General features: G+C 39.0%; 26 protein-coding genes. 20 read left to right on the top strand and 6 right to left on the bottom strand.

The genetic code is table 11. The features are described from left to right. Nucleotides 1-27: 27 nt before the first annotated feature. From PQ478_RS19625 to PQ478_RS19585, 9 genes are all read left to right on the top strand, one after another. Nucleotides 28-150 carry a hypothetical protein gene (locus tag PQ478_RS19625; RefSeq protein ID WP_269799279.1) on the top strand — a complete coding sequence of 41 codons (123 nt, stop codon included), beginning with the start codon at nucleotides 28-30 and terminating at the stop codon, nucleotides 148-150. 59 nt (nucleotides 151-209) lie between these two features. Next, nucleotides 210-1,505, top strand: coding sequence for a radical SAM/SPASM domain-containing protein (locus tag PQ478_RS19620; RefSeq protein ID WP_289235294.1), 1,296 nt, complete (start codon nucleotides 210-212; stop codon nucleotides 1,503-1,505). 11 nt (nucleotides 1,506-1,516) lie between these two features. Continuing rightward, nucleotides 1,517-2,953, top strand: a complete 1,437-nt coding sequence (locus PQ478_RS19615) for a radical SAM protein (RefSeq protein ID WP_289235293.1) — start codon at nucleotides 1,517-1,519, stop codon at nucleotides 2,951-2,953. A 153-nt stretch (nucleotides 2,954-3,106) separates the two neighbouring features. After that, entirely contained in the window at nucleotides 3,107-3,652 is a 546-nt protein-coding gene (locus PQ478_RS19610; RefSeq protein WP_289235292.1) for a hypothetical protein, read from the top strand. Further along, a complete protein-coding gene (locus PQ478_RS19605) occupies nucleotides 3,627-4,388 on the top strand; it encodes a class I SAM-dependent methyltransferase (RefSeq protein ID WP_289235291.1) in 762 nt (253 codons plus the stop codon). Before PQ478_RS19610 ends, PQ478_RS19605 begins: the two co-directional genes overlap by 26 nt. Nucleotides 4,389-4,391: 3 nt before the next feature. Then, entirely contained in the window at nucleotides 4,392-4,748 is a 357-nt protein-coding gene (locus tag PQ478_RS19600) for a hypothetical protein (protein ID WP_289235290.1), read from the top strand. 1 nt (nucleotide 4,749) lies between these two features. Continuing rightward, nucleotides 4,750-5,226 carry a tRNA (N6-threonylcarbamoyladenosine(37)-N6)-methyltransferase TrmO gene (tsaA, locus tag PQ478_RS19595; protein WP_435521058.1) on the top strand — a complete coding sequence of 159 codons (477 nt, stop codon included), beginning with the start codon at nucleotides 4,750-4,752 and terminating at the stop codon, nucleotides 5,224-5,226. Next, the gene (locus tag PQ478_RS19590; protein ID WP_289235289.1) at nucleotides 5,223-6,443 is read left to right on the top strand and encodes an MFS transporter; all 1,221 of its coding nucleotides are present in this window, start codon (nucleotides 5,223-5,225) and stop codon (nucleotides 6,441-6,443) included. The genes tsaA and PQ478_RS19590 overlap by 4 nt, the downstream gene beginning before the upstream one ends. A 16-nt stretch (nucleotides 6,444-6,459) precedes the next feature. Next, complete coding sequence (locus PQ478_RS19585) at nucleotides 6,460-6,957, top strand: GNAT family N-acetyltransferase (protein ID WP_289235288.1); 498 nt, start codon at nucleotides 6,460-6,462, stop codon at nucleotides 6,955-6,957. 255 nt (nucleotides 6,958-7,212) lie between these two features. Here PQ478_RS19585 and PQ478_RS19580 read toward each other — a convergent pair whose 3' ends face one another. The 3 genes from PQ478_RS19580 to PQ478_RS19570 form a co-directional block, all read right to left on the bottom strand. Then, nucleotides 7,213-7,707 carry a competence protein ComK gene (locus tag PQ478_RS19580; RefSeq protein ID WP_289235287.1) on the bottom strand — a complete coding sequence of 165 codons (495 nt, stop codon included), beginning with the start codon at nucleotides 7,705-7,707 and terminating at the stop codon, nucleotides 7,213-7,215. A 72-nt stretch (nucleotides 7,708-7,779) separates the two neighbouring features. After that, nucleotides 7,780-8,064: a helix-turn-helix domain-containing protein gene (locus tag PQ478_RS19575; protein WP_289235286.1), complete on the bottom strand. Its 285-nt coding sequence runs from the start codon at nucleotides 8,062-8,064 to the stop codon at nucleotides 7,780-7,782. Nucleotides 8,065-8,169: 105 nt separating this feature from the next. After that, nucleotides 8,170-9,000: a hypothetical protein gene (locus PQ478_RS19570; RefSeq protein WP_289235285.1), complete on the bottom strand. Its 831-nt coding sequence runs from the start codon at nucleotides 8,998-9,000 to the stop codon at nucleotides 8,170-8,172. Nucleotides 9,001-9,483: 483 nt separating this feature from the next. Here PQ478_RS19570 and PQ478_RS19565 point away from each other — a divergent pair, with 483 nt between their 5' ends. Together PQ478_RS19565 and PQ478_RS19560 are read left to right on the top strand one after the other, a co-directional pair. After that, entirely contained in the window at nucleotides 9,484-10,002 is a 519-nt protein-coding gene (locus tag PQ478_RS19565; RefSeq protein ID WP_289235284.1) for a hypothetical protein, read from the top strand. 50 nt (nucleotides 10,003-10,052) lie between these two features. Further along, nucleotides 10,053-10,283 carry a hypothetical protein gene (locus PQ478_RS19560; RefSeq protein WP_289235283.1) on the top strand — a complete coding sequence of 77 codons (231 nt, stop codon included), beginning with the start codon at nucleotides 10,053-10,055 and terminating at the stop codon, nucleotides 10,281-10,283. A 196-nt stretch (nucleotides 10,284-10,479) separates the two neighbouring features. Here the strand turns inward: PQ478_RS19560 and PQ478_RS19555 are convergent, their stop codons facing one another. Next, entirely contained in the window at nucleotides 10,480-11,535 is a 1,056-nt protein-coding gene (locus PQ478_RS19555; RefSeq protein WP_289235282.1) for a metal-independent carbonic anhydrase family protein, read from the bottom strand. Between the two features lie 835 nt (nucleotides 11,536-12,370). On the opposite strand from PQ478_RS19555, the gene PQ478_RS19550 reads away from it, so the two are divergent. Next, a complete protein-coding gene (locus PQ478_RS19550; protein WP_289235281.1) occupies nucleotides 12,371-13,270 on the top strand; it encodes a stalk domain-containing protein in 900 nt (299 codons plus the stop codon). A 36-nt stretch (nucleotides 13,271-13,306) separates the two neighbouring features. Here the strand turns inward: PQ478_RS19550 and PQ478_RS19545 are convergent, their stop codons facing one another. Then, the gene (locus tag PQ478_RS19545) at nucleotides 13,307-14,350 is read right to left on the bottom strand and encodes a hypothetical protein (RefSeq protein ID WP_289235280.1); all 1,044 of its coding nucleotides are present in this window, start codon (nucleotides 14,348-14,350) and stop codon (nucleotides 13,307-13,309) included. Nucleotides 14,351-14,517: 167 nt separating this feature from the next. Here PQ478_RS19545 and PQ478_RS19540 point away from each other — a divergent pair, with 167 nt between their 5' ends. Then, a complete protein-coding gene (locus PQ478_RS19540; protein ID WP_289235279.1) occupies nucleotides 14,518-15,204 on the top strand; it encodes a coiled-coil domain-containing protein in 687 nt (228 codons plus the stop codon). Between the two features lie 515 nt (nucleotides 15,205-15,719). On the opposite strand, the gene PQ478_RS19535 is transcribed toward PQ478_RS19540, so the two are convergent. Beyond that, nucleotides 15,720-16,469, bottom strand: coding sequence for a DeoR/GlpR family DNA-binding transcription regulator (locus PQ478_RS19535; protein WP_289235278.1), 750 nt, complete (start codon nucleotides 16,467-16,469; stop codon nucleotides 15,720-15,722). A 165-nt stretch (nucleotides 16,470-16,634) separates the two neighbouring features. Here PQ478_RS19535 and PQ478_RS19530 point away from each other — a divergent pair, with 165 nt between their 5' ends. From PQ478_RS19530 to PQ478_RS19500, 7 genes are all read left to right on the top strand, one after another. Beyond that, a complete protein-coding gene (locus PQ478_RS19530) occupies nucleotides 16,635-17,342 on the top strand; it encodes a ribulose-phosphate 3-epimerase (protein ID WP_289235277.1) in 708 nt (235 codons plus the stop codon). Beyond that, nucleotides 17,339-17,899 (top strand): 6-phospho-3-hexuloisomerase, encoded by a 561-nt coding sequence (gene hxlB / locus PQ478_RS19525; protein ID WP_289235276.1) that lies wholly within the window; start codon nucleotides 17,339-17,341, stop codon nucleotides 17,897-17,899. Before PQ478_RS19530 ends, hxlB begins: the two co-directional genes overlap by 4 nt. A gap of 31 nt (nucleotides 17,900-17,930) precedes the next feature. Further along, a complete protein-coding gene (locus PQ478_RS19520; RefSeq protein ID WP_289235275.1) occupies nucleotides 17,931-19,094 on the top strand; it encodes a mannitol-1-phosphate 5-dehydrogenase in 1,164 nt (387 codons plus the stop codon). Beyond that, entirely contained in the window at nucleotides 19,088-19,525 is a 438-nt protein-coding gene (locus PQ478_RS19515) for a PTS sugar transporter subunit IIA (protein WP_289235274.1), read from the top strand. Before PQ478_RS19520 ends, PQ478_RS19515 begins: the two co-directional genes overlap by 7 nt. 46 nt (nucleotides 19,526-19,571) lie before the next feature. Then, nucleotides 19,572-21,026 (top strand): PTS mannitol transporter subunit IIBC, encoded by a 1,455-nt coding sequence (locus tag PQ478_RS19510; RefSeq protein WP_289235273.1) that lies wholly within the window; start codon nucleotides 19,572-19,574, stop codon nucleotides 21,024-21,026. 378 nt (nucleotides 21,027-21,404) lie between these two features. Further along, nucleotides 21,405-22,748: an MATE family efflux transporter gene (locus tag PQ478_RS19505; protein ID WP_289235272.1), complete on the top strand. Its 1,344-nt coding sequence runs from the start codon at nucleotides 21,405-21,407 to the stop codon at nucleotides 22,746-22,748. Between the two features lie 18 nt (nucleotides 22,749-22,766). Further along, nucleotides 22,767-23,588 (top strand): MerR family transcriptional regulator, encoded by an 822-nt coding sequence (locus PQ478_RS19500; protein WP_289235271.1) that lies wholly within the window; start codon nucleotides 22,767-22,769, stop codon nucleotides 23,586-23,588. The last annotated feature ends 10 nt before the right edge of the window (nucleotides 23,589-23,598 follow it).

Here is a 23,598-nt window from a genome sequence, read left to right as displayed (position 1 = left end):
AAACAATTTATTATGGGGGTGAAGTGTATGAAGAAAAATTCAGGTACATTAAAACGTATCCGCCTTGAAAAGGAGCAGCCGAAAGATGGAATCACATTAGCTGTTGTTGGGGCAGGTACCGGAAGCGTAAAACTTGATGAAATTGATTAATTAATACTTTTCTTAAGAGGCGCCTAGGCGCCTCTTAAGCAAGTTAGGTGGTGTGATGAATGGTAAAAATACCATATCAAATAAATGATGGAGGACTGGTGGGGTTAATTCCAACCGGAAAAGTCCATTTTTTTGAAGAAACAATACAACCATTGTTAGATGAAGTTAATAATGGGACTCGGAGGGCCTCTTCTATTAATTATCAGGAATATATGATTGATGAACCGCTAGTGGATCTGGATAAATTTCATTTGAGTGCTCCGGCTATAGCTTTTATTGAAACGACAAATTTATGTAATTTAAGGTGCAAACATTGTTATGCTAACTCAGCTCTAAAGAGGCCAAATGAAATGTCTACTGATTTGATTAAAGACACCATTGACCAACTAGCTGAAGTAGGAGTCTTACAGCTTTTTTTAAGTGGGGGAGAAATTTTTGCTCACAAAGATGCGGTAGAGATAATAAATTATGCGAGAACAAAACCGTTTTACACTCAAATATTCACAAATGGAATGTTAATAACAGAAGAAAAGTTAAAAGCCCTCACACCGAATACTTCTTTTTTTATTAGCTTTGATACGGCTGACCCAGAAAGAACAATTCGAGGGGGAATGGATTTCCCTAAGCTAAGAGAGAAATTTGAATTAATGAAGAAGTATGGACATGCTTTCCGTACAGCTATTTCAGTTCATCGATACAATCTAGACGATGCAGAAGAAATATTTGAATGGTGTGTAAATAACGGATATCCGCGTCCGCAATGGCTAGAAACACACCCTATTGGGCGTGCTCTACTACATCCAGATATTTTATTGCAGCCAGAACACATCTCAAAATCAATTGACATTTATAAACGATGTATGGACAAGTTTAGTAAGCCTGAATACGAAGCTCCTCCAAAAGATGAGTCTAAAGAAGCTAGTAGAATGTTTAGTTTAGAGACGATTAAATTTTGTCAGAAGCTAGAACGAGCAACTAACCAAGAAAAATGTGGTCGTTCTATTGCGTATATAAATAGCGCCGGTGATGTATATCCCTGTAGTAATTGTATGAGTAATGAAGATTTTATGGCTGGGAACCTAAGAGAACATTCATTTGCTGATATTTGGTCAGGCGGTTTTGATGAATTTAGAAACATTACTTTTGAGGATTTTAAGAGCTGTCAGTCTTGTGCTGTTTATCAGGAAGATATTTGGTGTCAATTTCGATGTCCGCCACTTGCTAAGAATGTATCCAAAGATAAGTTAGGTTGCGGAGCAACAGAGTATTTGCAAATTTTTATGATTGAAGCAAACCGCTATTGGGAGCAACGTAAGCAAGAAGGATATACTCTTAAACTTGAAATGCACAAATAAGGGGGATGACCATGTCTACTAGCTATACTGAATTAAACCTTGGAGAATTACTCAAAAGACATCCAGAATTACAAATCTCTCATACTGATTATAATATAAATGTAACAGCAAATTTTGGAACGAAACTAAGCAGTGGTGACGCTGAGAAAATGTATCAAGACTTCGATGGTGCGGGTAAACCTTCCACTTTGTATTTTCACGTACCTCTGTGCTCTTATATATGCCACTTTTGTAATTACGTTAAGAAATACCTCCCGGAAGATGGTAATGAAGAAGAAGTTTTAGAAAATTGGGTGAACCTTCTGATTAAAGAATCTACCGAGAATTTACATAGGAATAACTGGGTAAGTAAAGCGAGAATTGAATCTATTTATATTGGCGGTGGAACAGCCTCTCTTTTGAAGCCTCATCATCTGAGGAAACTAATGACTCATATCAAAGAAAATTATTATATAGCGGATGGATGTGAAGTTTCTTTAGAAGGTAATCCCGACAACTATCAAGGAAATGAGTTAGCCGAAGCAATTGAAATGGGCTTCAATCGCTTTAGTATAGGTGTGCAGTCTCTTGATGATCAGGTTATAAATGCAGTGGGACGCAAACACGATCGAGCCATGTCACTTAGCGCAATCGATAAACTATTAGTTACAGAAAAGCCTTTTAATGTGGACGTGATCTTCGGCTTACCATATCAAACACCCATGAGTATCGCTGAAGATGTAAGAATATTATGTGAAAAAGGAGTGCCGACTATTACCATATATAGGTTAAGGAATGCTGATAGACAGAAGATGGGTATTGGTAATAGCTCCTTATGGAATAATAAACGTGTTAGAGAAAAGATGGAAAATGCGAACTTATTTCCTAGTTTAGAGATGACTTATACGATGCGTGAAGAAATATTGAAGGTCTTTCTAGAATATGGTTATCAGCCAAGCCCATGTGGTTGGTGGAGCCGTCCTGACACCTATGCAGAAGGTAACATCCCACAAATTTCAAAAAACAAGTGGGAACGTTATGATTCTATGATTGCCTATGGACCTGGTGTATATGGATGGTTGACAGGTGGCCAAGATACAGTACTTCAAACACATAATATCAGCGATATAGGAAAGTATGTAGAAGCAATGGAAAGCAATGAAAATCCTTTATCATTTGGAAGGTTATTAGAAGGGAATCAAGCGATCTCGACAGCTCTTGGGTTTAACTATAAAGCTAACCAGCCAATTAAAGTGGAGAGGTATCAGAAACAATTCGGTGTCAATTTGTTAACCGACACACCTTATGCAGAGGTGATTTCTTCGTTAATTGAAAATAGGTTATTACTTAAAGTCGATGAGAATACTCTTATCCCTACTTTAGATGGTGAAGCCTTACATGAAGAAATTATTTCTATATACTTTCACAATAAGATTGGAAACTTCACAACGGAAATTTGTAACAAATAGTGGCCTATGATTAAGAATCTAAGAATACATGAAAGCCTCCCTTCTGGTGACTATGAGCATTGTCTACTCATTGTGCAGTCTGGTCAGATGAGCCGGTATGATGAAGGGGGGGCTTTTCAAGAATTAGAGTTATATAACCATTTGGAGGAAAGTTTGAAGAGAGAAAAGGTTGGAGTATTTAGATTTGATTTTCCTGAAAGAAAAGACTTGTCCAGTCCAGTACTTGATGAAGAATACGGTAAAAGGCTGGACCGGCTGCAGAGAGTCCTATCTATTGTTAAAGAGAAGGTAGATGATAATCAGTCTATTACTTTAATGGGTATGTCATTAGGGGCAGATCTAATTATGGATCTTATAAATACTTTGTCTTACAAGGTATCTATTATTTTAATAGGGTCTGTTATTTTTGAGGAAATTCACATCCCTGCCTTTATAGAATCTGTTTCATTAATCTATGGGAGTGAAGACTACATTTCTTTAGAAGAAGAAGTAACCATGGAATCTTTAATCAAACCTGAAACATATGGTGTCGATAGCTTGAATAATATTGAGTGGGGAAAAGATCCAGCGCTCGTCATTTTAAAAGGGTTAGGTCATTCTTTAGATGTGAACCAGCTGGAATATGATGATCCTGTAAAGGCTTTAAGTGACCTGATATTAAGGAGGGAATTGCGTGAATCAAAGTGCAAAGAGATTTGATGAGATAGCTAATAATTTTCTGAATAGTGAAGTTCATAAGTCTAGCCCAAGCATTGAAATTTTAAAAGAGTTGTTGGGGGATCAATCGGATAGTCGTATGTGTGATGTCGCATGTGGTGCTGGGCACTTAGGATTATCGTTTGATTATAAAGAATTAATCAGTGTAGATCCTTCAACCTCTATGTTAAAGAATGTTGCTAAGTTAGCTGAATCTAAAAATAAAAAGCTGCAGACTGTGAATGCTTATGCGGAGGAACTACCATTCCCTTCAGAGGCTTTTGATGTTGTGATGACAAGGCTGGCTGCGCATCATTTTGATGATATTAAGAAATCAATACAAGAGATGTATAGGGTACTGAAGCCAGAGGGCCAGGTTTGTATAATTGATCTTCAAGGTTATGATGACGAGTTAATAGATCAATTTAACCACGAGATAGAAGTTTTGCATGATGAGACTCATGTAAAAAGTTATTCTTTAAACGATTGGGTGAATTTACTTGAAGATGAAGGTTTTTTAATTGAAGAGACCAGAGAAAACCTTAGTGAGAAAACTGGTGGCGTTGGTGTGAAACGTTGGTGTGAGATTGCTTCATCAGGTCCAGAAGCAGAGGCAGCCATTAGAAGGAAATTAAAAGAAGCTCCTGCGACATTGATTGAAAGCTTAGGAATAGAATATAAAGAAATTGATTTTTTTATTCCTGTGCGAACAGTCATGCTTGTAGCAAAGAAGCGATGATATATGCCAATTATAACAATAAAGAGTCCGTTGTCTCTCCCTAAAGATGAGAATTTATTAAAGGACATTTCAGTAGAGGTAACACGGTTATTAGAGATATCTTCTGAGCACTGTTGGATCACATGGATGGAAACTAAAGTGTTTTATAAAAAAGACTGGGAATCAACTGATAATCCAGCACCTATTGTTCATATTCTTTGTAAGGAATCACATAAATTGGCTAAGGTTCACAAACTATTGAGAGCCATACAAGAGCTGATTGCAGAGAGTGAGGCCTGTGATATAAAGGACATCTATATAAGTATTCAGAAATTAGAAAAGGGAAATATCTTAGTCAGAGACGAGATCTGGGGTGGATAATATGGATATGTATCAAGGGAGTTACCTGGGAGTTGTCAGCTCTCCAAGGAAAGAAATGGAAGATGATAACTGGGGAGGAGTGATTAGTAAAATCGAGTTGAATTCTGACTTGCCTGAGGATTCTCTTAAAGGGTTAGAGTCTTTTTCGCATTTAGAGATTATTTTTCATATGAACCAGGTAAAGCCTGAAAAAGTTGTTCTAGGTGCGAGGCACCCAAGGAATAATAAAGAGTGGCCAAGCGTTGGAATATTTGGGCAGAGAGCGAAGGCTAGGCCAAATGCATTGGGTGTATCTAGGTGTCGGCTTTTAGAGATAAACGGAAGAGAGCTAACAGTTCAAGCATTAGATGCCATTGATGGTACGCCTGTATTAGATATAAAACCTTATATGAGTGAATTTGCACCTATAGGGGAAGTTAGGCAGCCGGAGTGGGCTAGTGAGTTAATGAAAAATTATTATAAGGATCTAGAGGAATGAATTTCCTGAAATCTAGAAACTTTGCTCTCTTTTTTATTGGGACTTTAGTTTCTAAAATAGGTGACAAGCTATATCTTTTAGCTATGCCCTGGCTTATTTATGAGTTAACAGGCTCTTCTTTTTATATGGGGGTCATGTTCTTTTTAGAAACAATCCCATTCTTATTTATTTCACCAATAGCAGGGTTATTAGCAGACCGATTTTCCCATAAGCTTTTACTTTTCACAGCAGCTCTATCTCAAGGTTTATGTCTACTCGCTATAGTAGTGTTTCATTTATCGAGGTATGACAGCATCATACCAATTTTTATTTTTGGTTTCCTCATTGCTTGTGGGGGTGCGATCTTTAGTGTGGTTTTAAACAGTATTATTCCATCAATGTTCTCTAAAGATAGGATAGTTAATGTTAATTCTTCTTTTCAATTTATTGATTCCACGTCACTATTATTCGGAAGTGCTTTAGCTGGTATATTGATAAGTCTCGTAGGCGCACCTCTAGTTTTGCTTATTGATGCAGTATCCTTTCTCTTAATAGCTGTAATAGTATTATTTTACAAAGTGAGTAAATCCAACAAACTGAAGGTAACGAAGGGTCAGTCGTTTAATCATCTTTTGCAAGGTGCCAAATATGTCTTTAAACACAATACATTAGGTCCTTTAATTACTATTATGATGTTAGTGAACATTTCCAATGCAGTAATTGTAGCTATGTTGGTATTTTATTCAAGAGATGTCCTTGGCATAAGTGCAGAGCAATTAGGTTTGATATATACCATAACAGCAGTATTTCAAATTCTATTAACGCTCTTGATCCCATCTATTATAAGGCGATTTAAGCATATTAATCGTATGTTACTCATTTGTTTATTTATTAGCTGTATTGGCATTGGCATGGTTGCTTTAAGTGTGGAGTGGATTACCTTAAGCATAGCAATGGTTGTACACACTGCTCCTATCATTATTTTTAATGTTATGAATAAAACATTACGAATGCAAATTGCTCCTGAGAATCTCTTAGGTCGTGTTAATGGATTGTTTTTGATGTTAAGCAAATCTACTTTGCCATTAGCAGGATTACTAGGAGGTATTTTAGCAGAGTTTTTTGATTTGAAAATAATCTTTGGAGTGTTGAGTATTCTCACATTATTAATAATTACTAGGTACTGGTTTCACCCATTTAATAATCAAGAAAACTATTCTCAAGAAAAAGCTATGTAGAAATGGAGAGACTGATATGAACATTAAGTTGTTACCGCTTGAAATAGAAGATTTAGGGTTAGTTTACGAGTTATATAACGATTCACAAGTTTTCGATACTGCCATTTTAGGGTACAATTATCCTCAAAATAAACCTTCATTAAAAAGTAAATTAGAGTCATGGATTAAAAATGGAAAACAAAAACATTTTAAAGTAGTAAATGACCAAAAGGAAGAAATTGGTCTCGCGCAAATATTTGATATACACAATGTAAACCGTTCTTGTAAAATAGGCATTATTGTGAAGCCTGACTTTTGGGCAAAAGGGTACGCTACACATATCCTTCATGCTTTAGAAGAGATTTGTTATGATCATATTGGTTTACGACGCATAGAAGCAGACGTGCTTGAGAATAATCTAGCCATTATGAAATTACTAGAAAATCAAAACTACAATAGAGAAGGAACTCGTAAAGAGGCTATCTTCAAAAAGAGTGAACATATTGATGCCCATGTGTATGGGAAAGTCATTTAAGATCCCTATTATAGAATGAGTTTACTAATTAGAGTATTGGGTAGCTTAAATTGCCATCGAAATCTTGTCTTATTAAAGTGAAATCTGTATTGATATTTGCTTGAGTTTCACAAATGAACAGTCAGGTTGAGCAGAGGTGCTTGACCTGGCTGTATTTTTGCGTACGTAGCTATGTTAGATTTTAAGCTGTTTATAAGGACCAAACAACTTAGGTATAAAATATTCGTTACCTTCGTAGTCTCTTTTTATCTTTCCTCATACATACTCCAACCGCCGCTTCCTCTCCACCGGCCTTTGCGTCAGCCTGACAATACAAAACGACGTACGCTGGACTTGTTTTTCAAAGGTCGAATGAGTGATATCAACGGTGAGCTGGTGGTGGTTCATGAAGGTGATCAGTGTTTGGTTGGAGAGTTTTTTGAAGGTGTGGATGTGGTGGTAGAAGATCCAGACGCATTCGAATTTGGATGGAGAGTTAGTGGGGAAGGCGTAGATATGATTCAGCGGGTCAATTGGGATCGGGATCTTGCTTGAGACATTGATTAATTTACTAACTGCATCACGCCTCCCCTCGCACGTAGCGCCTCCCTCTATACACGCCCGCTCAATCATGCTGTGACTTAGCTCCTTGACATAATAGGTATGGTCGGTTTCATAGACGATCGTGTCATAGTCGGGTGAGTAGGCTGGCACAATGGCCACAGTGTCTCGGTTGATGTCATAGCTTTTCAGAATTGAGGGTCGTCTCATAGGGGATCGCTCCTTAGTGGGATTAGTGGTGGGGTGTGTGCTGTGAATGGTAGTAGAGGGAGAGGGGATGTCTTATTTATCTGCTTGATCAAGGTCATGTACATACTCATATAAATGTTCGTACAGCTCTATGAGGTCACCTGTATAAATGCCACCGGGCTTTTTCATTCCCAGCCCTTTTTCAATCAAGAGTAAGTTCACAACAGAAAGGGATGTTTTTCCTCGTTCTATTGAGCTGAGGTGTTTCGGAGTGATAAGGGATTTTTCTGCAAGCTTCTCTAGTGTCATCCCTTTTTCTTGGCGGATAAGACGAATCATTCTGCCTAGTCTTCTGTTTAATTCGGGGGATTTTTGCATGGTTCTAGCTCCTTTACCCCAAATTATTCAATGGCTAGAATTATAAGAACATAACCTATAGTTAAAGGTTTGGATATAAATGGAATATATTCAGAATTTATTTTTCTAATTCACAAGCCATGCTGGAATTCCGTGCTTTTCTGCGCTTTTTCTTCTTCCTTCGACAGCAAGCAGCGCAAGAAACGTTCCGTAAAAGTATTGAAAGATCGTCGTTTCAATGTGGTTATCTTTATATTTAGCGATTGTTACTTTGAATGCTTGAATGATCAGAGGGAGAGAGTCTTCAACCGGTTCAGTGTGGCCGGTTTGTTTATAAGCAGATAAGGCACTGTACCAAAGTCGTTCGGTAAATTGCGGGGCGAGGGTGGTAAATGGTTCGGTGAGATTCACGAAGCGTTTTGGAATGGTTGAATTGAGTGATTGCTCAATTGAAGGAGCGGTCGTACTAGTATGACTATGATCTTGATTTTGTTTTATAGCTTTATGTTTTATAAAAGCTTTAGGAGAAATTTTCGTAGCTTGAGGCATTGGTGCATCAGGCTTTTCAGTATGTGGGCGCTCCTTCAATTGTTTCGTTTCCGGTTCTTCTGGAGGCTGAAAGACATAGACGCAATGAGAGTAGCCGCCGCCTTTGCGGAACGTGTGATGGATCTTAATGATGCCCAACGTTTTAGCCTTCACCAGCATTCTCTCAAACGTTGAACGGGAAATACCTGGCTGATTGGTATGGGTTGCTTGTACTATTTTGGATGCCCTCGCATTACATACTCCGTGATACTTCACGCTATAGCGAATCAAGCGGTTAAGAGCAATGGTTTCTGCTTTCGTAAATTGCTGGAGGTGCCTTTTGAAATGAACCGTTATCGCCTCGTTAAATTCCTCCGTAGAATCGAAGTTGCTTAAGTGAGTGAATTGATAAATATGACCTGACTGCATAGATGCTGCCCCCTTACGTTTTTATAGGGCTAGCATAAACCAAAAAAACGATACACGCACATAGGTAAAATGTGAAAATGAAAACGGTGGAATGCGGGTTACAGCAGTTTTGAACGGTGAAAACGACATGATTTGACGGAGGGAAAGAGGTGTTTTGAGGAAATGAGGTTTTTTTTTGGTGGGGCTGTCACCACCCGAAGATACTGTGTAGAGTTAAAAATCCCTAACAAATCTTGTCTTATTATGTCGAAAGTATTGATACTTTAGAACTATTGTTTATAATTCAATTATGGTTCAAGATACCTACTTGTCGAATAATCATTCTGAAAAAGGTGATTTTTACGAAAGGTAGGGAAGCGAAGTTACGGGCCTATTGCAATTGCTAAGTTAGCTTTGTTACCAGATAAGATAGATTTGTGCTAGTAGTCTACCTTTTTTTTGGTGGGCTTTTTGTGATTTGAAAATTTAATAGGAGTGATCAAAATGGGATTTTTGAAGGAATTAGGTTCATTTGTTGGTACTGTAACTGGCAGCGTTGCAGGAGGCGCTATAAAAGTTGTTGGTGAAGTGTCAGGTAGTAAATTCATAGGAGAAATTGGTGATGGAGTAAAAAATGCTTCTCAATTTGCAGGTGATAAACTAGGTGAAGCTGCGAGTGGAGCTTGGGATATAGGGGCTAGTATTGTTACTCAAGATTCGAATCGTATGGACCAAGGATTTAACGACCTAGGCAAAGCCACAGGAGACACTCAGGCAATTGATGGAGATGGGATTGTTTCTGCTGAAGAGAGTGTAAGCACGACTGCTGAAAGCGTAGAGCCTGGTACTCACAATGTTGATCCTCATTATGTAAATGGTTATGAACGTGCAGATGGAACGGTTGTTGAAGGATACTGGAGAGACGGGGATGGAGATACATCTGTAAATTTAAGTAAAGAGGATGGTGGTGGCTACGAAAGAAGTAACCCTGATGGAGATCCTACAAATAACTTAAATAGTTAATTAATAATGGTAATACGTCTTCTAACTGTGTTAACACCAACTGGGCGCTCGTGCTGTCACCATCCAAAGACCAAGCTGTAGTGAAAGTCATTGAAGTTGGTTCATGCGTAATTGTGCTTGAGTTAGACATGGGGAAAGTAATCGAATTAACTGAAGCTGTTTTAATAGAGAAGGGTAGGGTACGACAAAAGTTTATTGGATTTCCTTTAATAGAAAGATATATGCCAGAGGCGATGTCCATGCTTAGAAGAGAGATTGATTTGAAGAGAGCCATCCTCTAGCACCTTGTGCTAGAGGATGGCTGTTTAGTAATCATTGATCTATCAAGTTAAATCGATAAATTGAGTGATATTGCAGACAGAATGAGCCGCTTAGGCTATATAAATAACATCCTTTCTGTATAATTGAGAAGCATACACGCATGACAATTTTATTGGAAGGTTTTTAAGTGATTTAGTGTCAGGATAATCTGTCTACTTAATCACTATACGGAAGATGAGAGCTGTGAAGGATCATTTTCAGTTCGCCATCGGTATTTCTTGTATATGAGAAAGTGTATTCTACTTCGACAGGTTCTCCTCCATCAGCTGGTGTAAAATAATACACACCCATACTTACAGCCTTATTTCCCTCAATGATAACCCCTTCATTTTCCCATTGGACATCTGTCCAAGGTGTAATAGCAAAACCCTTATCTTCAGGATACGCTTCATTTCCTCCTATGAAATAAGACAAGGCGCCTTCAAAGGTATCGCGGTAACGCTCTTCTTTGGCTAAGGTTGGTTTAAAAAGAACGTTGCCGATGTCGTAACCATAGAATTGATCGATATGTTCAGTAGCGGCAGCTTCATAGTCGCCGCCCTCGCTGTAAACTTCTCCGATATGAACAATTCCTTCTCCCCAGCTTTGCTGGAATTCCAGAACTTCTTCCTCTGTGATTTCCTGAGTAGGACTATATGGATAATGAGAGCCGTGAAGGACGATTTTTAGGTCGCCATTATTATTTTTTGTATAAGCGAAATTGTATTCCACTTCGACCGGTTCTCCTCCGTCAGCTGGTGTAAAGTAATACACACCCATACTTACAGCTTTATTTCCCTCAATAATAACCCCTTCATTTTCCCATTGAACATCTCTCCAAGGTACAATAGCAAATCCATTATCTTCAGGATACGCTTCATTTCCTCCTATGAAATAGGACAAAGCGCCTTCAAAGGTATCGCGGAAACGCTCTTCTTTAGCTAAGGTTGGTTTGAAAAGAACATTGCCGATGTCGTAACCATAGAAACGTTCGATATGTTCAGTAGCAGCGGCTTCATAGTCGCCGCCCTCACTGTAAACTTCTCCGATATGAACAATTCCTTCTCCCCAGCTTTGTTGGAATTCCAGAACTTCCTCCTCTGTAATATGATGCGTCGATTCTGCAGGCTCTACTTCTGCCGGCTCACTAGAAGTAGAGTCCGAGCAGGCTGCCAAAGACAGTGCTAAAAAAGCCGCCCCTAAAATGGATGAAATTCCTTTAAATTTTTTCAAATCTTTCCACCCCTTTATACATTTTGTAAACATAGACTAGTATAGTAAAATGATAGTTTATTTTCAATATTATGTTTGTTGATGGTTGTCTGCTAGAATGATTGAGGAGTTCTGGTGTCTGTCACCACCAGAAAACGCCCCGAACACTACCAATGGAGCAGTTATTATTTTTATAAATACAATAAAGCTGCGCTGGTCTATTTAGAGACGAATAGTGTGCGAAGTATTACGCGGGTGCAGCGGAAGAGCAGAAGAGGTTGTATTGTGAATCGGTGGAAGCTTTGTTTAGATGTTAAGCATACAGCCTTTTAATAGATGAGTCATATTGCCAAAATCTCAATATAAGGATATTCCAGTGTGGGTTTTTGGCAAAACAAGTAGGTGAAAACAGAAAAATGAGAGGGGTCAATGAGTTCATTTTATAGAAATGGTTATTTTTACAATTCTTTAAGCGAATATGGTGGCTGGCTGCTTGGGGGTGAGTGTTTATTATTAATTTTTATTATATATATCTTCTTTAAATAATGGGGAACTGCGCAGGGTAGAAGGTTAGGAAGTAGGTTGTGTAATAATCAGGGTAGAAACTTGTGCATTTATTGCAGAATCAAATTGTCTAATCTAGCTGCTACAGTTAACTAAAAAATTAATTGATACTGCAAATACTCCTAAATCAGGTCCTGGATAGAAGTTTTAAAACCGAAATCTTGGCTTGAAAACTTCTTTAGGATTAATTAACGATTCGATTGACACCTTGGCATGGGGCAAAAGCACCGTGTAGTCCCCTCCCAATATAGTATACTAGTAATCAGGTAAATCATTTATTAGGAGGAATTTTATGGGTAGAGTTAAGCTGATGTTTGTGATGAGTTTAGTGATGGTTCTATTTCTTATTGGTGCAAACAGTACGAGCGCACAGCCTGTATCAGTTGTTCTGAATGGAAATGTACAAGTCTATGACCAGCAGCCTGTAGTAGAAAATGGTAGAGTACTCGTTCCGATGCGGGGAATCTTTGAATCTCTCGGAGCGAATGTAGCATACAACAACACGACAAAGAAAATTACCGCTACAAGAGGAACTCAAACAGTCGAGCTGACGCTTGGTTCTAGGCAAGCTTTCATAAATGGACAGTCTCATCAATTGGACGTCGCAGCCAAAGCCGTGAATGGAAGAACGATTGTGCCTCTTCGTTTTGTTGGAGAAGCTCTTGGTGCCAATGTCAGGTGGGATAATATAAGTAAAACAGTTTATATATCGAGTGGTTCATCAGCGAAGCCAGTAGATCCGACGAGACAAGCGCTGCTGCAAAGGCTGGCTCCTTATCAAGTAATTGGTGACGTAAATCAAATCTCAAATACTGAGCTTGAAATCTTTATCTTAACAAATGAGGAACGCCAAAAGCATAACAGATCGCCGCTCGCCCTAGATGTAGAATTGAGTAATGTCGCTCGGATAAAGTCAAAAGACATGCATGATGTAGGGTACTTTGCCCACAACTCACCGACTTACGGAACCCCTTTTGAGATGATGGATAGGTTCAATATTTCATACCGCACAGCGGGAGAAAATATTGCAGCCGGCTATACAGACGCCGAGCAAGTGACAAACGGCTGGATCAACAGCCCCGGACACCACCGTAATATGATTAACGACCGTTTTCACCGAATAGGGATCGGTTATCATAGCGGTACGAAAGGTTATAGCAGATATTATACGCAGATGTTTGCGGGGAATTAAGCTAGTACAAAAAAGAGCAGCAACCCTCTTGCTGCTCTAAAACAATTCCTCAACTAACTGCTCCACCGACTCAAACTGCTCGCGCTCTTCATTCGTGAAACGGACTTCCTTATACCAATTGTTATCAAGCTCTTCTACAAAAAAGAGTTCATATGATTCTAGCTCCGTCATCGTATCCTCGACTAAGTTGAGGATGACAGACACATCTGCTACTAGGTGCTCATTTTCCGAAGTGAGACCGTTATGCTCATATCGAATAGTTAAATAAATTTCGTTACAAATGCTCTCATCAGTAAAATCGGTACATTGATAGATAAGGTCTGTAGAATCAAACCCAAATGTGAACCGCTCATTTTCTACTTTCTCAAACTCACTTTCCCATTTCACCTGCGATTCATAGTTGCTTATTTCCCGATTTGTTTTTCTAAGATAATCATACAGTTCTTCCTGGGAAAGCGGTGTGGTGGATACATAACCGTCAAAACGAAGGCGCGATAGTGTTTGTTCGTCATCAATATAGATCCGAGAAACAGCTGCACCACTGTTGTGGATGAGAGCCAGCAACTGGTAGATTCTCGGAAGTTCTTCCTCTTTAAACTGTCTAAAGTTCAGTTTATCTTCACTCATTAAGCTGAGCGTTTTAAGACTTACTCCGTCTTCATTCCGGTGAGTGGGGAGAAAATCTAAAATGATATCTTCTTCATCGATCCCATGAAAACCTAATTCCTCAATATCTCCGGTAACCGTATCAAGCTTCATTTGCTCATGATAGGTTGTTTGGCCGTCCTCGTATGTATCCTCTATAACACTTTGCGGCAGTTCTAAAATAGATGACCTCGCCACCTTAACGGTAAACCAAAGCTTGGGATTTCTAAGAGACTGAACTCTGTAGGTTGCAGGTGATCCCCATCCACTAGTTGAAACCCTATCAATTTTCACTACTTCCCTGTGTTCAGCAATCGTATAGGCATTTACAAATCCAGTAGGCACATACCTGATAAAGAAAAGAAAACTAAAGACAAGAGCTGCAGCAGCAATGAGGCTCACAATTACTTTTTTCTTTTTAGACCAACGTAACATTCTCTAACCTCCAATACGCAGTTAATCATACCAAGGAATGGTATCTATCACCACTCGTATTGAGATTAATCTAACGACTTTTAGCCTATATATTTAGTCATTCATATCATATATACTACTAGTTCGGTGTAAATCTATACATACTTTTACATATTTAGAGGAGAACTATGAATCAATTAAAAGAAAGATTTCAATCATTAAGTAAGAAAGAACGCATCATAGGCGGTTCAGCTGTAGTGTTGTTACTTGTAATAGCGTTGTTAAGTTATGGCGTAGGACATGGAAATGCTGCAGTGGAGCTGAGTGATAAGAAAGTGAAATACGAGGAAATGGATGGCGAATTACTTTCCGTTCGAATACAGATTAAGGAAGCAAATGAGGAACTAGAGCAGGTGAATAAACAGCTAGCTGGCGAAAAAGGAAAGCTGGATAAATTAAACCAAGAGCATGAAGAGATACTAGCTCTAGTTTCTGATAAAGAAAATATTGAAAACGAGAAGAATGATCTGGCTAAAGAAATTGGTCAACAAGAAGCGTCGTTAGCTGGCGTTATGCAAAAGATTTCTGATAGTGAGTCGAAGCTTGATCAGTTGAACGAAGGGATTTTGGAGAAGCAAGAGCAACCTCGTACATTACCAGCAGGCTACTTCACGGTCGGAGAGGATCTTGAAGAAGGACGCTACAAGGTCGAGCCAAGCAGCGGATCAGGCAACTATTTTGTTAACGATGGCAGGAAAGCAAACATCATCCTAGGCAGAGATGATAGTTTCTATCTATCAGAATACATCATTAACCTATCAGCAGGAGACCAAATCCAAGCGACTCTTCCAGTGAAATATACAGGGATTGAGTAGTTTGGTAAAGTTGAAAAGCAGCAGCCAATACATGGTTGCTGCTTTTTCTTATTCAATTGTAAATCTATTATATGTATTTTAGTGTAGAGAAAGTGACTGTTTTGATATCACTATTAGGGTTTACTAGGTTCACAGGCTTATTTCACTGGCATTTATTAGTGAGGTTCAGGGACTATTTTATTGTGATTTTATGTTCTATATTAATGAATAATGGGTATGATATAGTTATAACTCCATTAACTTTAATAGTGTAATGGTAAGATTTTGGTTGGGGCATCACCTAGTAGTGGGGTGGTGCCTTTTTTAGTGCTCTTTTAAGGTGTTTTTAGATTAATTCGAACAGCTTTCTTCATTATTCAAACGGCTTCGCAGATTATTCGAATAACCTGCTGAATAATTCGAACAACAATCCAATTAATTCGAATAAAGGCTGTAATTAATTGTAAAAAGCAGCGTCAATTAAAAAAGAGCAGCGAAACCTCGCTGCGCTCTTCCTTTCCTGCTCTCTAACAACCTCAATCAATTACACTAATCCCTTGCTGCTGATACATCTGTTTAATGTCGTATTTTACATTTTCCGTGATGAGATACGTTAAGCTGTTTGCTGGACAGATAATGTGGTTTGACATCGTCATCAACTTATCTGGGGTGACTAACCCGATAATTTCTGCTGAAACCTCGCACATTTTCCGTTTAACCAAAGACTCGGATAAGCTTGGGACGCTGATGCCTATTTGAGGATCAATTTTATAGATTCCCATAATATATAGATCTGCTCTGATTGAATTTAAAGCTTCTACTGTATCAATACCTAAATTCACCATCGACTCTTTAAACAAAGTGCCTCCGATCATGATCACTTCAAGTGAGTCGTGTTGATTGAGTGCCATAGCAATGGGAGGGCTGTTTGTGATAATCGTCGCTTTTAGGGATTTTGGGAGTTGATTGACTAACTGAAGATTGGTCGTACCCCCATCTATTAAAATAACCATATTATCTTTAATAAAGTCTAGCGCTTTAACGGCTAACTTACTTTTTGCTTCGCTGGATATTCCTTGTCTAGTGGAGAAATCTACAACGGGCGGGCCAATTCGCAGGGCGCCGCTGTGCACTCGTTTAATTAATCCTTGATTATCTAGATCCTTAAGATCTCTCCTGACGGTATCCTCTGAAACTTGCAATCTTTTACTAAGGTCACGTGCAATCACTTTATGTTCGTCATTTAGTATTTGCAAAATTTTATGTTGGCGTTCCTCTTTTAACATAATGATAACCCCTTTCATTCTCCTTTATTATACCATATACAACTTTCTGAAAACGCGCAAGAAAACGCAATAAAAATTAAAAAGATGCAAGAAAACGCTTTACTTTGTCATTAAAACTTATATAATGGGGGTAACGATTAAAAGTAAGAAGAAAGGGGCATATACATGCAAAGGAATGTTGAGATCTATCCATCTATTATGTGTGCTGATCTATGTAACTTAGAACAGAGCATTAAGAAAGTAGAAAATGAGGGGATTGATACCCTTCATATCGATATCCTAGACGGTCATTTCAGTCCAAGCATGCCACTCGGCCTTGATACGATTAAACAATTACGAAAAGTAACGAACTTAAAATTTGATGTTCATATCATGTCAACGAATAATCAATTTTTTATAGAAGAAATGATTGACCTGGGAGTGGAGCAAATTACCTTCCATATTGAAAAGGAAAGCCATGTAGACCGCTACATTAAATTAATTAAAAAAAATAATATTAAAGTCGGCATCGCGCTTAATCCTGCCACGCCAATCTCTGTGCTAGATTATGTACTGCCAGAATGTGATACGGTTTTGCTTATGCTGATTAATCCTGGATTTGCAACAGACAAAGGGGAACAACAGGTTTCTTATGCTGCGAAGAAGGTAGAAGATATGGCACGAATGATCAAAGAGCGAGGCTTATCAACCAAAATTGAAGTAGATGGCCGAGTTTCGTTTGATACGATACCGAATCTAGTGAGAGCAGGGGCAGATATGTTAGTTGCCGGAAGCACTAGTTTCTACGATAAAAACAATAGCTTAAAAGAAAACAAAGCGATTATGGAAATGCGGATAGCAGAAGGATTAAACGAGGAGGCGATTAGATCATGAGCCAATTCAGCGGCAGCACAAAGGATATTATCGCAGAATTAACTACTACATTTGAGAACATCAAGAGCGATGAGGTGGAACGCTTAGTCGAGGAAATCAACAAGGCTGATCAAGTGTTCTTTGTCGGGGTAGGCAGAGTGCTATTGTCTTTAAAGTCAATCGCTAAAAGACTTGCACACCTCGGGGTGAAAACATACGTTGTCGGGCAGATTACTGAGCCGGCAATTACAGACAAGGACTTACTCATCGTAGGATCAGGAAGCGGAGAAACAGCATTTCCTTTAATCATCGCGCAAAAAGCAAAGAAATATAATGCGACTGTAGCGCATATAGGGGCCAATCCTGAAAGTTCTATGAGTGAATATTCAGATCTATTTGTAAGAATTCCTGTACAAACGAAGCTGCATCTTCCGGGAGAAGTTGAGTCAGTGCAGCCGATGACGAGTTTATTTGAACAAAGCTTATTGCTCCTCGGAGATGCGGTCGCTCTAACTATCGTACGAGACCGGGACGTAGACATGAAAGCATTATGGCAATACCATGCCAATCTTGAATAGAGAAAACACTGTAAACAAGGGGGCGTGTACCATGAATGCAGTACATTTCGGTGCTGGTAATATTGGAAGAGGATTAATAGGATATCTGCTTCATCAAACGGGCTATCACATTTGTTTTGTCGATGTTAACCGGCCGATGATTGATCGTTTAAATGATAATAAATCGTACACAATAGGCATATTGGATGAGACCCGTACACAGTATACAGTTTCTCCAGTAGAGGCACTAAACTCAATAGAGCAAGAGGACTTAGTGATTGAGGCACTTATTGATGCGGATATCATCACAACGTCAGTAGGGGTGGACAATTTATCGAAAATCTCTCATGTGCTGAGCAAAGCTCTTGTACAGCGTTCGAAACGGAACAAAACAAAAGTAGATCTGATCAGCAATGAAAATACGTTAAATGCCTCTTCTCTGTTAAAAGAAGAAATTAAGAAAAGGCTTACTGAATCGGAATTTGAAGACATTCGTTCTTTTGTCGGTTTTCCTAATTCAGTGATTGATCGACTCGCACTTAGTGACGACGCTGATAATGCGCAAGTGGAACCCTACTATGATTGGATTATTAACCAAACTGAAATGATGAATCACGAGCTTCCGGAGATTAACGGGGCAACTTATGTGGAAGATTTAACTCTATTTATTGAACGAAAGCTATATGTTGTGAATATGGCGCATGCAGCCACCGCGTATCTAGGCTTTATCGAAGGCGAAACAACTATACAAGATGCCCTGGATCATCCAAGCATTGAGGCGGCGGTAAAAGCTGCGATGGCAGAATCTGCAGAGTATATCAGCGACAGATTCGGCGTCGATCGAGAAGAGATGGCTGTATTTATAGAAGAAACTCTCGCACGATTTAAAAATAAAAATGTACGTGATGAGGTTTTACGAGTCGGCAGGTCGCCTATCAGAAAGGTCGGTCAGGATGAACGAATCGTGAGACCGGCGATTGAGCTGAATCATTCTGGAAAGTCGATAGAAGGACTGAAAAAGGTGATAGCTGCTGCTTTCTTATTCAATTCGCCTGTTGATAACGAAGCAAAAGAACTACAAGAATTCGTTGAAAAGAATGGGATAAAAAGCGCCGTTTCTCACTACACCAAGATAGAAAATGAATCAGTGGTACAATCCATTTGTGACTGCTATGCAGAATTTAAAAAAGGTAAAAAGGAGAATACATCATGTTAAGTTCATATTTAAAAGGAAAGATCCAATTTAAGGAACAGGTTGACTCTTGGGAAGATTCGATCAAGCAAGCTGCTCTCCCTCTATTAGAAGGGGGCAATATCAACCCTCAATATATTGACGACATGATTAATAACGTCAATGAAAATGGACCATATATCGTGATTGTTCTAGGATTTGCTCTTCCTCATGCTAAAAATGAGGGCGGCGTCATCAAGACAGGAATCTCTATGTTGAAGTTAGAACAACCGGTGAAATTTCCAGAGGAAAAGGAAGTTAGCATCCTGATGGTTCTTGCTGCAGAAGACAGCGAAGGTCACCTAGACTTAATCTCTGATTTATCTTCGCTGCTTGTGGATGATGACATTATGGAGCAATTTCTCAATGCATCGAGTGAAGAAGAAGTAATCGAATTAATCGATCAAGCTGAGTAATCAGCACGGGGTTAAACATGTTTTATATATTATGGGGGTGTTGAGAATGGCCAACACAGAAGTAGAAGTGGCAAACACTAAAAAGCAACCATCTGTAAGAGCTCGAGTACAAGCATTTGGCGGCTTTTTAACAAATATGGTCCTTCCTAACATAGGTGCTTTTATCGCATGGGGTTTTTTAACCGCTCTATTCATTCCAACAGGCTGGCTTCCTAATGAACATCTTGCTGAAATGGTTGGACCAATCATTAATTATGTATTGCCAATCCTTCTAGCCTTTACAGGTGGGATGATGGTCGCCGGTCATAGAGGGGCTGTAATGGGAACTCTAGGGACCATCGGGTTAATTGTCGGATCAGAAATTCCGATGTTTCTAGGGGCTATGATTGTAGGACCTTTAGGCGGCTGGATCATTAAGAAGTTTGATGCTGCGATTAATAATAAAATTCCAGCTGGATTTGAAATGATCGTTAACAATTTCTCGATAGGGATCCTTGGATTTTTCTTAATGATTATATCCTATCTCTTTATCGGACCGGTAATTGAAGCAGCGAACACAGGTGTTACAACAGCCATCCAAGCACTTGTAGCTACAGGTTTTCTGCCGTTATTATCAATCATTAATGAGCCGGCTAAGGTGTTGTTTTTAAATAACGTCATTGACCAAGGGATCTATTATCCATTGGGAATGCAGGCTACTCTAGACGCTGGGAAATCGATCTTCTTCACTGTTGCATCGAATCCAGGACCGGGTCTAGGATTATTGTTAGCGTTCACATTCTTCGGAGGAAAGATTGCGAAACGAACAGCTCCAGGTGCCATCATTATTCATTTCTTTGGTGGGATTCACGAACTGTATTTCCCATACGTATTAATGAAACCACTTACAATTATTGGGATGATTGCAGGTGCGATGTCTGGTATAGCTGTGTTTAGTTTATTTGATGCTGGTTTAGTAGCAGGGCCGAGTCCTGGTTCAATCTTTGCCTATCTCGCATTGACGCCAAGAGGAAGCTTTTTAGGAATCATTTTAGGGGTGCTGGTTGCGACAGTCGTCTCCTTCGTTGTAACATCTATTATTTTGAAATTGGGCAAAAACGATGACGACGAGCAGGCATTAGACCAATCCATCACTAAATCTAAATCGATGAAACAAGAAGGTAAAGGCGTTCTTTCTGCTAACCAAACTACAGAGACTAACAAAAAGATTAATAAAATTTCATTTGCATGTGATGCCGGGGCTGGAAGCAGTGCATTAGGTGCGACTACGTTCCGAAAGAAACTGCAAAAGAAGGATATAACTGATATTGAAGTCAAGCACTTCAGAATTGAGGATGTACCGACAGATTCAGACCTCGTTGTCGTACACAAAGACCTCGCAGAACGTGCAAGAATTAGAATTGACAGTTCAAGAATCATAATGATCGAAAATTATATTAATGACCCTAATTTAGTAGAATTACTTGATAAATTAGAGGAGAATAACAGCAAAAATGATTAACTTCTATCCGAGCTTTGCAGAGTATTATGCAAAGCTCGGATCTTTTTTTGCGGATCGGGTGAAAACGCCGCATTTGGAGAGTGTGAGGAGGGATAATTCGAACATGTTCCTCGGTATTTCGAACACATTTCAAGTTATTTCGAGCAACCTCCTCATTATTTCGAACAAGAATACCATTATTTCGAACAAATGGAGCAAGAAACTGGAAAAAACAGCCGCTCTGTCGCCCTAAAAAAGCACAGCACCCGGCATCCACATGGCCGAGTGCTGCGCTTATCTGCATATAGGAATAAACTTACGCTATGACCCTTGACTATGGAGTAACTCTATACTCTAAGATACGAGTATTGGAATTTGCGATTTATAGGAGAGGGTCAGATGAATAACACAACAGGAATTGAAAAAGAACATACAATGAAATCGCTGCTTGCTTATGCTGCGCCAACGATCAGCGTCATGATTTTTGTATCCATTTATACGATCGTTGATGGGATCTTTGTAGCGCGTTTTGTGAACTCGACTGCACTGGCTGCGGTTAATATATTTATGCCGATCTATGCCCTGATCTTTGCCATTGCCTTAATGCTTGGCACTGGAAGCAGTGCTCTGATTGCAAAAAAGATGGGTGAAAATAAGTATCAGGAAGCTAGAAGTCATTTTACGTTTATCGTATTAAGCGGGTTTGTGCTGGGCTTGATCATCATGCTAGCAGGGTCACTATTTATTCGTCCATTATTAGAATTGTTTGGAGCTGGAGCAAGTGCTTCATTGTTCGATTACACGTTGACTTACGCGAAAATCATTTTATTGGTTAGTCCGCTGTTAATCGTCCAAGTGATGTTTGAAATGCTATTTGTAACAGCAGGGAAGCCTAAGTTGAGCTTAGTGATCACCTTAATTGGGGGCAGTACAAACATCGTACTCGACTATCTATTTATTGTGGTCATGGAGATGGGGATTAAAGGGGCGGCTTTAGCGACTGCAATAGGAATCATCATCCCGGCAGTCCTCGGCATCCTCTACTTTTTTGTAAGCAGGAACAGCCATCTTTACTTTACTAAATGTAAGGTTGAATGGAACATCCTTTTAAGAAGCTGTATCAACGGTTCTTCTGAAATGGTTACAAATCTTTCTACCTCGGTCGTCACCTTGGCATTTAACCTGTTAATGCTTGAGTTTATAGGAGTTGAAGGAGTAGCCGCTGTGACGATCATGCTTTATGTCATGCTTGTTTTAACTCCTTTCTTTATGGGGTACTCTGTAGGGGTCGCTCCGATCATAAGTTATAATTATGGAAGTCAAAATATCGTGCAATTAAAACGAATTTTTAAGCACAGTATGATCTTTATTGGTGTGAGCTCCCTTGTGGTGTTCGTATCTTCCCTTTTACTTGGACCCTATATCATTCAACTCATGGCAGGGAAAGGAACTGAGGTATACGAAATAGCGAAAAGTGGATTTTGGATTTTTTCTATCGGCTTTTTGTTTTTAGGGGTAAACACTTTTACGTCTATGATGTTTACAGCTCTATCAAATGGGAAGATCTCAGCAATCATCTCCTTACTCAGAACGCTGGTGTTTGTTTTAACGGCACTTTGGACATTGCCATTTATCATAGGAGTCAATGGAATATGGATAGCTGTTCCATTAGCAGAATTTCTATCGATTATGGTTTGTGCCTTCTTTTTATTCAAGAAGAGAAAAGTCTATCAGTATTTTTAGAAGAGAGGCGAACGGGTTATGAGCATTAATCCCAACATTCATTTGACGACTGGTCAATTTGCAAAATTACTGAACGTCAATAAAGATACGTTGTTTTATTACGATAAAGCTGGCATATTCTCACCGGAATATGTGGCATCTAATAATTATCGGTATTATTCCATCTATCAAGCCGATGTTTTTTATGTCATTCTTATGCTAAAAGAATTAGATATGCCGTTAAAAGAGATCAAACAATTTCTAGATCACAGGTCACCAGATCAATTGATTTCTTTACTTGAGGAAAAGGAAAAGGTTCTTACGAAGAAAATTAATGAACTCGAAACCATGAGAAAACTGGTCGTTGATAAAATAAGTGACACAAAGGAAGCCTTAGAAGTAAATACAGAAGAAGTGTTGATGGAGTATAAAGAAAAGGATCAGTTCGTTGTCGTGACGGATACGACACCCTCTACAAACGATATCAAAAACATCTATGACTCGATGCAGCTTCATTATAATTATTTAGAAGAACATGAGATTGCTCCGTCCGCTTCTGAAGGCTGGATGACGAGTGTCGATCATATCCTAAAAGGAGAAACAGGCAACTATGACTATCTTTACACCAAAGTGGATGAACCAACTTTTGCGAACCACACGATGGAAAAAGGGAAGTACCTGGTGGCCTATCACAATAAAGGGTATTCAAGTATGAACGAAACCTACAACCGCTTAGTCAGCTATGCCAAGGAGCATCAACTCAAATTGAGAGGTTATTTCTATGAGGATATCCTGTTAGATGAGCTATCTGTTAAAGGGATGGATCATTATTTGGTGAAGGTTTCGGTTAGGGTTTATTAGGTTGAATATG

Source organism: Alkalihalophilus pseudofirmus (assembly GCF_029094545.1).
Classification (GTDB): Bacteria; Bacillota; Bacilli; order Bacillales; family Bacillaceae_D; genus Alkalihalophilus; species Alkalihalophilus pseudofirmus.
Note: the sequence above shows the minus strand (reverse complement) of the source record. Positions and strands in the feature narration are given on the sequence as shown.

What these genes read in the sequence shown, in the direction of transcription:
- PQ478_RS19550 (WP_289235281.1), top strand. Translation starts at nt 12,371, where the DNA reads ATGGGTAGAGTTAAGCTGATGTTTGTGATGAGTTTAGTGATGGTTCTA.
- PQ478_RS19600 (WP_289235290.1), top strand. Translation starts at nt 4,392, where the DNA reads ATGCCAATTATAACAATAAAGAGTCCGTTGTCTCTCCCTAAAGATGAG.
- PQ478_RS19520 (WP_289235275.1), top strand. Translation starts at nt 17,931, where the DNA reads ATGAATGCAGTACATTTCGGTGCTGGTAATATTGGAAGAGGATTAATA.
- PQ478_RS19565 (WP_289235284.1), top strand. Translation starts at nt 9,484, where the DNA reads ATGGGATTTTTGAAGGAATTAGGTTCATTTGTTGGTACTGTAACTGGC.
- hxlB (WP_289235276.1), top strand. Translation starts at nt 17,339, where the DNA reads ATGAGCCAATTCAGCGGCAGCACAAAGGATATTATCGCAGAATTAACT.
- PQ478_RS19615 (WP_289235293.1), top strand. Translation starts at nt 1,517, where the DNA reads ATGTCTACTAGCTATACTGAATTAAACCTTGGAGAATTACTCAAAAGA.
- PQ478_RS19505 (WP_289235272.1), top strand. Translation starts at nt 21,405, where the DNA reads ATGAATAACACAACAGGAATTGAAAAAGAACATACAATGAAATCGCTG.
- PQ478_RS19515 (WP_289235274.1), top strand. Translation starts at nt 19,088, where the DNA reads ATGTTAAGTTCATATTTAAAAGGAAAGATCCAATTTAAGGAACAGGTT.
- PQ478_RS19625 (WP_269799279.1), top strand. Translation starts at nt 28, where the DNA reads ATGAAGAAAAATTCAGGTACATTAAAACGTATCCGCCTTGAAAAGGAG.
- PQ478_RS19510 (WP_289235273.1), top strand. Translation starts at nt 19,572, where the DNA reads ATGGCCAACACAGAAGTAGAAGTGGCAAACACTAAAAAGCAACCATCT.
- PQ478_RS19500 (WP_289235271.1), top strand. Translation starts at nt 22,767, where the DNA reads ATGAGCATTAATCCCAACATTCATTTGACGACTGGTCAATTTGCAAAA.
- PQ478_RS19570 (WP_289235285.1), bottom strand. Translation starts at nt 9,000, where the DNA reads ATGCAGTCAGGTCATATTTATCAATTCACTCACTTAAGCAACTTCGAT.
- PQ478_RS19575 (WP_289235286.1), bottom strand. Translation starts at nt 8,064, where the DNA reads ATGCAAAAATCCCCCGAATTAAACAGAAGACTAGGCAGAATGATTCGT.
- PQ478_RS19590 (WP_289235289.1), top strand. Translation starts at nt 5,223, where the DNA reads ATGAATTTCCTGAAATCTAGAAACTTTGCTCTCTTTTTTATTGGGACT.
- PQ478_RS19580 (WP_289235287.1), bottom strand. Translation starts at nt 7,707, where the DNA reads ATGAGACGACCCTCAATTCTGAAAAGCTATGACATCAACCGAGACACT.
- tsaA (WP_435521058.1), top strand. Translation starts at nt 4,750, where the DNA reads ATGGATATGTATCAAGGGAGTTACCTGGGAGTTGTCAGCTCTCCAAGG.
- PQ478_RS19530 (WP_289235277.1), top strand. Translation starts at nt 16,635, where the DNA reads ATGCAAAGGAATGTTGAGATCTATCCATCTATTATGTGTGCTGATCTA.
- PQ478_RS19540 (WP_289235279.1), top strand. Translation starts at nt 14,518, where the DNA reads ATGAATCAATTAAAAGAAAGATTTCAATCATTAAGTAAGAAAGAACGC.
- PQ478_RS19545 (WP_289235280.1), bottom strand. Translation starts at nt 14,350, where the DNA reads ATGTTACGTTGGTCTAAAAAGAAAAAAGTAATTGTGAGCCTCATTGCT.
- PQ478_RS19535 (WP_289235278.1), bottom strand. Translation starts at nt 16,469, where the DNA reads ATGTTAAAAGAGGAACGCCAACATAAAATTTTGCAAATACTAAATGAC.
- PQ478_RS19620 (WP_289235294.1), top strand. Translation starts at nt 210, where the DNA reads ATGGTAAAAATACCATATCAAATAAATGATGGAGGACTGGTGGGGTTA.
- PQ478_RS19585 (WP_289235288.1), top strand. Translation starts at nt 6,460, where the DNA reads ATGAACATTAAGTTGTTACCGCTTGAAATAGAAGATTTAGGGTTAGTT.